The sequence below is a fragment of the Okeania sp. SIO3B5 genome (assembly GCF_010692555.1).
Taxonomy (GTDB): domain Bacteria; phylum Cyanobacteriota; class Cyanobacteriia; order Cyanobacteriales; family Microcoleaceae; genus Okeania.
Genome location: NZ_JAAHHG010000081.1, coordinates 23,066 through 29,065, shown reverse-complemented (window position 1 = coordinate 29,065; position 6,000 = coordinate 23,066). Strand labels below are relative to the sequence as shown.

Here is a 6,000-nt window from a genome sequence, read left to right as displayed (position 1 = left end):
TATATTACGAAAAGTAGTCCCAAACGCTTTTAGCAATGGGATAGAGGGTGTTGTAGTTCACCCCGTTAAGGTAACACTTAATTAAAACACTTGTCTAGGAATATTTTTCTATAGATTTAGTAACTATGAAACCTAATATTTGCTACATATATTGGTGGATGGGAATATTGTATAATTACTGGTATTTAATTAGGGCTTGCTGATTAAATCTAAAAGCATTGACATATAAAGACAAGTGCCTTTTTGGGGCCTTTAAAAAGTGCCTGGTATCACGTCTAAAACGCTCAAAAAGTTAGTATTTCAGGCTCAGTTGGGCAGAACAATCTTGGGACAATTCTTACTCCTACCTCCTCGCTCATTCCCATTTATTCTGTCTTCCCCTCCTGGGAGGGGTTAGGGGTGGGTTGTCTCCTGTCTCCTGTCTCCTACCCCAGCATAAATAATTGCTTGATTGATTACTCAATCACGGCAGTTATAATTTTCTCCTAAATTCTGTCTCCTGACTCCTGACTCCTTCTTCTATCCTTCTTCAATCAAAGAATTCTTCGTCGATAAATTGTTCTTTCATAAAAGGAATTTTGACAGTAAATATTGAGCCTTTCTTAACTTCACTCACTACACTAATATCCCCACCCATCATTTTACAAAAGTGACGACTAATAGCTAAACCCAAACCAGTACCTCCATATTTGCGTGTTGTTGAATTATCAGCTTGAGTAAATGGTTGAAATAAAATCTTCATTTGCTTTTCTGATATACCTATACCACTATCAGTAACACTTAAAATCAACATTTTCTTAGAATCCAATTCTTCATTGTTAACAGTACAATCCTCATAATTGCTAATAATTTTAACCTTCAAACTAATGTTGCCATTTTCTGTAAATTTAGCTGCATTGCTAAGAAGATTTAAAATCACTTGGCGCATTTTATTAGGATCAGCTACTATTAATTCCTGATTATCATCGCAGATTATTTCTAATGTATTACTATTTTGCTCAATTAATGGTTGAATAGTCGCTACAACATTTTCAATTAATGCCATTATCTTGAAACTTTCCAAATGGATATCCATTTTACCTGCTTCAATTTTTGAAAGATCGAGAATATCATTAATTATTGTCAATAAATGTTTTCCCGCAGTATGAATATTATCAAGGTCATGAACAAAGTCTTCATAACCTAAATCCCTGGCATCTTCTAATAAAATTTCACTATAGCCAATAATCGCATTTAATGGTGTTCGTAATTCATGGCTCATATTTGCTAGAAATATACTTTTTGCTCGGTTTGCTGCTTCTGCTTCATCTTTTTCTTGTTTTAAGCGTTTATTTTCTTTGAGTTGTCTAACATTTTCTAATGTTTTTTTTATAGTAATTTCTAAATCTTCAAAATCTATAGGTTTAGTCAAAAAATCAAAAGCACCTCTATTCATTGCCGACCTAATTTTTTCCATATCGTCATAAGCAGAAATAATTACTGCTTTAATATCAGGATATTTATCTTGAAGATTATCTAATAAAGTCAATCCATCCATTAAAGGCATATTAATATCAGTTAAGACGATATCTATACTTAATTCTTGTGACAATATTTCTAATGCTTCTACACCATCTCTAGCAAAAATAAACTCTAGTTCTTTTTGTTTAATTTTTTTTCTAAAGTTACGGATGATCAGCGATTCAAAATCAGGCTCATCATCTACAACAAGTATTTTTGATGACATAATATTTTAACTAATAAGCCGATTACTTGAAATTTATAAATTACTTATAGTAAATAATCATAAACATTATAAAGCTTTTTATGCAGGTGAGGTAAGGTCTGTTATACATCGAATTATGCTTCTTGTATTGACTTAGGGTGAACTACAAAGGAGTAAACTTTAACTATTACTCTCTTTTCGAGTCCTTTTTCCTAAAGTCCCAAATTTTCACCCGATTTCTCATTCAATTGATAAAAGCTGTAATCAGTTAAGATCGGTATGACTTAGGTATCACTTCCACATAAACTTTTTGATTTTGAGATAAAAATCAAGCCTTTCTTCTCTTTTAAATCTTAAACTTTTCCAGAAGTATTGCTTTCTTTTTTCCTTATTTTATATCAAATTATACAGTAAGCATTCAGCAGTCAGCTATCAGCTATCAGCTTGATTACCTTTAAAGGAGAAAAAAGTAATTTTATCAAAGTTTCAGAGTACGAATCTCTGGTTGAGAATGTAGTATAAATTAAACGAATGCTTGCTTCATTCATTAAAAAGCTGTTTGCACAGTATTCCGTAGAAATAGCTGACTACTAATAGCTGAATACTTACATTATACATTAGAGCTATACTGGGAGTGCCTTACTAAAAGAGAGTGGAAATTATTAGACATCTCCTCCAAAAGAGGGAATAGGGAATAGGGAATAGGTATGGAGGGGGAAATAATTGATAATTTCTGTACGATAATTGATTTTATTTTTTATTTTTGGAGATATCTATTATATTTTACTCATAAAAAATTCCTATAGTGACTGGAGCAATTTTTAAGCTCATCCTAAATCCGGTTGGTAGACTATCTTTAATTAGGGTTTGCTGATTAAATATCAAAGCATTGACTGATATTGGTTTTAGCCTTTTTAGGGTCTAAAAAAGTACACCTGTTTCAGTCTAAAACACTCAAAAAGTTAGTATTTTAGGTGCATAGTTGGGCAGAAAAATCATCCTTACAATTCTTACCCCTACCTCCTCGCTCCCAAGCTATTTCTCCTGTCTCCTGTCTCCTGTCTCCTGTCTCCTACCCTCGCCCATAAGACTTTTTCAGCAAACCCTAATTATGTAGATTATGTAGATGGGGAGGCGGGGTTTACGGAAGATGAGGAGAGGTTTGAATCTTACATCCTATAAATGTCTTTAAATAACCGGATTCCGTATCATCTCTATGGACTTGTATCTAGAATTTAATTCAATAATTTTCAGCTAAATTGATATTTCTGGAATACTATCTATTTTTAATATTAAATCCGCAGAAACAAATGTAGACTGCATATCTACTTCTTTGTCCTGAACTTCTAAAAAATTCTGACAGCGAGTAGCAAATTGACAAGAATGACAATTTTCAATCTTCTGAACTTGAGGAAATTCTTCCCCCTGTTCCTGATAATTTTTTAACCAATCAGTTAACCGATATAATATTTGCTTTAAATCTTGCTCAGTGTTTTTGTGTGCCTGTTGATTATAAGAAAAATTTATTTTTGCAGGTAATTTTTGACTTTTTGGTTCGATAAACCAATAAGTCATTGAAACTGCTTCTGGTAAATATTTGCTGGTTTCGACTAGAGTGAAAAGGTATAAGCGTGTTTGCCAATTTTGAGCTAACTTTGTTTGATTTTGGGGAAAGCTATAAGTTTTCCAATCAAAAATTTGTGCTTGTTGAATATCAGCAATCAATAAATCGTAAATAACCGTCAATATATAACCATTAAAATTAATACTACGACTATGTTCAGCTTGACGTAAAATTATATTATCTTGAGTTTCAGGATTTAATATTTCTGGTGCTGCCTGAAAAAAAATTTCAAAACAGTGCTGAATTTCTTGATTTTCTAACATTAAAGATTCTATTGGTAATCCTAGTTCTCTTTGCTGCATCAATAAGTGAAACTGACTACCCCAATTTAGTCTTTCTTGTTCTGTTGGTGTTGTTGGTACGCTCAGATTATCAAGATAAATATGTTGGAATTTGCGGGGGCAAGTCGTAAGTAGATTCAGGTGTTGTTGAGAGAGTCTATATTTTGCCATTAGTTATCATGTCCGGTTTAATAGTTAGGGTTTGCGCTCATAAAGTCTTTTTGCTGAGGCAGGGACTCACCCCTCGCCCCTCCCCCGACCGTGGAGGGGAAATAAAGAATAGTTAAGAGTAAGGAGTTTAGGGGAGTTATAGAGGAAGTCCTTGAAATAATGGTTTCTTGATTTGTCTGCATCGCCCCTCCCCCTTTCAGGCTCATTTTTTCAACTTTATTAACCGAAAACCTGGTACTTTTTCCAGACCTAAAATTGCTCAAACCAATATCAGTCAATACTTTGAGATTTAATCAGCAAGCCCTAGTTATAGGGAAGAGTCAGGAGTCAGGAAGGAAGAAAAAGGAGTTTTAAGGTATAAGGAGGAGAAAGTTTTTTGTCACGCTCTTATCTAGACATGATATGACATTAAATCAGGACAATATTTTTCGAGTCATTCCACAATATTAAAAGACTTTCCATACGCAAACCCTAGTAGCTACAAATACTCAAATAATTAAAAATTATAAAAAATTAAATTAAATATTAGTTATTTAAAATCAAATTAGCAAAATTTGTTCAACATCCCTTTTTAGGGTGTAATTTAGGGCAAAAAAAGATGCGATAGCACAGCAAACCCTATCTATTTCCTACCCACCTAGAAAAAGCTGAAAATATTGATAGATAAACAATACAGCCTTAATTGCTGAAAAGTAAAATTTCGTGTATTTTGGAGTTAAGAATTTGGCTCTGCCTAGAAGCTCAATAAAATGATTGGATGGCAATATGATTTCTGTTTTGTCGATCTACTTCCATCCTACATTCCGCACGACAAAATGTAACATAATAATATAAGTCAAAAGCGAGTGCGTAATTCTGAGGTTTCCTACGGGGCGTATAAAGTGCGGAAGTAATTCCGCACACAGCCCCTCCAGAATGTAAGACGCACTCAAGACAGTCAAAAGTCAAAAGTAAGAATAAATTTTAGTGTTGACATCCTCCCCGGCTGTTAGGCACGGGGATTCCTACCGAGCCGTAGCTCCTCGGCGAGTTGACGTCTCATTGACTGCTGCTACCTTCGCGTTAGTCTTACGCTTGTCTCCACGTCCGTTTTTTGTCTCGGACTGCCCGCCCGCGACTAATATATTTATTGCTGCATTTTCATCACGGTCGTGCTTTGCACCACAATTCAAACATTCCCACTCCCTAACTGAAAGGTCTAACTTTCCACCTTTGAATCCACAACATGAACAAGTTTGAGATGTTGGCTCCCAACGACTTATTACTCTAAAATCACGACCGTATTTTTCTGCTTTTCCCTCTAAGAGTGTTCTAAATTGTCTCCAGCCTAAATCTGATATTGCTCTGGATAATTTACGGTTTTTAACCATTCCTGAAACATTCAAGTCTTCTAAAACAATTGTTTGGTTTTCACAAATTATTTTAGTAGACAATTTATGGAGAAAATCTGTTCTTGTATCTTTCAGTTTAGCGTGAAATTTAGCTATTCTTAGCCTAGCTTTTTTATAACGGTTTGACCCCCTAGTTTTATTCGACAATGACTTACTTAACTTTCTTAATTTCTTAATTCGTTTTTTGAGTGGTTTAGGAGCATCAACCTTTGTACCATCGCTCAATGTAGCAAAAGTTTTGATACCTAAATCTATACCTACTGAATTCTCAGTTTGAGGTAATATTTCAGGTATGCTTTCTACTACAAAACTCAGAAAATACCTATTAGCTGAATCTTTAATTACTGTTACTGATGATGGAGGAGCAGGTAACTTTCACAGGCGAAACTATTTTTAGTTTCCCAATTTTAGCTAAATAAACTTTATGCTGACCAACTTTAAAACCACCTTTTCTAAACCTAGCAGTTTGCTTTGACTTTCTAGTTTTAAACTTAGGAGGCTTTATAGGTCTACCTTTCTGTTGACCTTTAGTTGATTTAAAAAAGTTTTGATAAGCTTGGTTTAAATCATTTAAAGATTGTTGTAGTGGTATATTAGAAACTTCCGATAACCACTGTCTATCTTCAGTCTTTTTGGCTTGAGTAATAAACAGTTTTTGTAACTCGGAGTTAGTGGGTTTATTCTCTCCTAATTTATACTTTTCTTGGCAGCAAGCTAGACTATCATTCCAAACAACACGTACACAGCCAAATAGCTTTGCCAATTGCTGTTTTTGCCCTGATGTTGGATATATACGATACTTAAATCTAGATTTCATAACCAACCGAA

At 34.1% G+C, this 6,000-nt stretch carries 4 protein-coding genes; all 4 read right to left on the bottom strand.

Features of this window, described 5'->3' with window-relative positions; all coding sequences use genetic code 11:
• Window positions 1-529: 529 nt before the first annotated feature.
• The 4 genes from F6K54_RS13685 to F6K54_RS42915 all read right to left on the bottom strand — a co-directional run bounded on the left by F6K54_RS13685 (window position 530) and on the right by F6K54_RS42915 (window position 5,989).
• Window positions 530-1,726: an ATP-binding protein gene (locus F6K54_RS13685; RefSeq protein ID WP_293078316.1), complete on the bottom strand. Its 1,197-nt coding sequence runs from the start codon at window positions 1,724-1,726 to the stop codon at window positions 530-532.
• A gap of 1,233 nt (window positions 1,727-2,959) precedes the next feature.
• The gene (locus tag F6K54_RS13680; RefSeq protein ID WP_293078314.1) at window positions 2,960-3,781 is read right to left on the bottom strand and encodes a PD-(D/E)XK nuclease family protein; all 822 of its coding nucleotides are present in this window, start codon (window positions 3,779-3,781) and stop codon (window positions 2,960-2,962) included.
• Between the two features lie 1,004 nt (window positions 3,782-4,785).
• The gene (locus F6K54_RS42920; protein ID WP_366558132.1) at window positions 4,786-5,487 is read right to left on the bottom strand and encodes an RNA-guided endonuclease TnpB family protein; all 702 of its coding nucleotides are present in this window, start codon (window positions 5,485-5,487) and stop codon (window positions 4,786-4,788) included.
• 22 nt (window positions 5,488-5,509) lie between these two features.
• Window positions 5,510-5,989, bottom strand: a complete 480-nt coding sequence (locus F6K54_RS42915) for a helix-turn-helix domain-containing protein (protein WP_366558131.1) — start codon at window positions 5,987-5,989, stop codon at window positions 5,510-5,512.
• Between the last annotated feature and the right edge of the window lie 11 nt (window positions 5,990-6,000).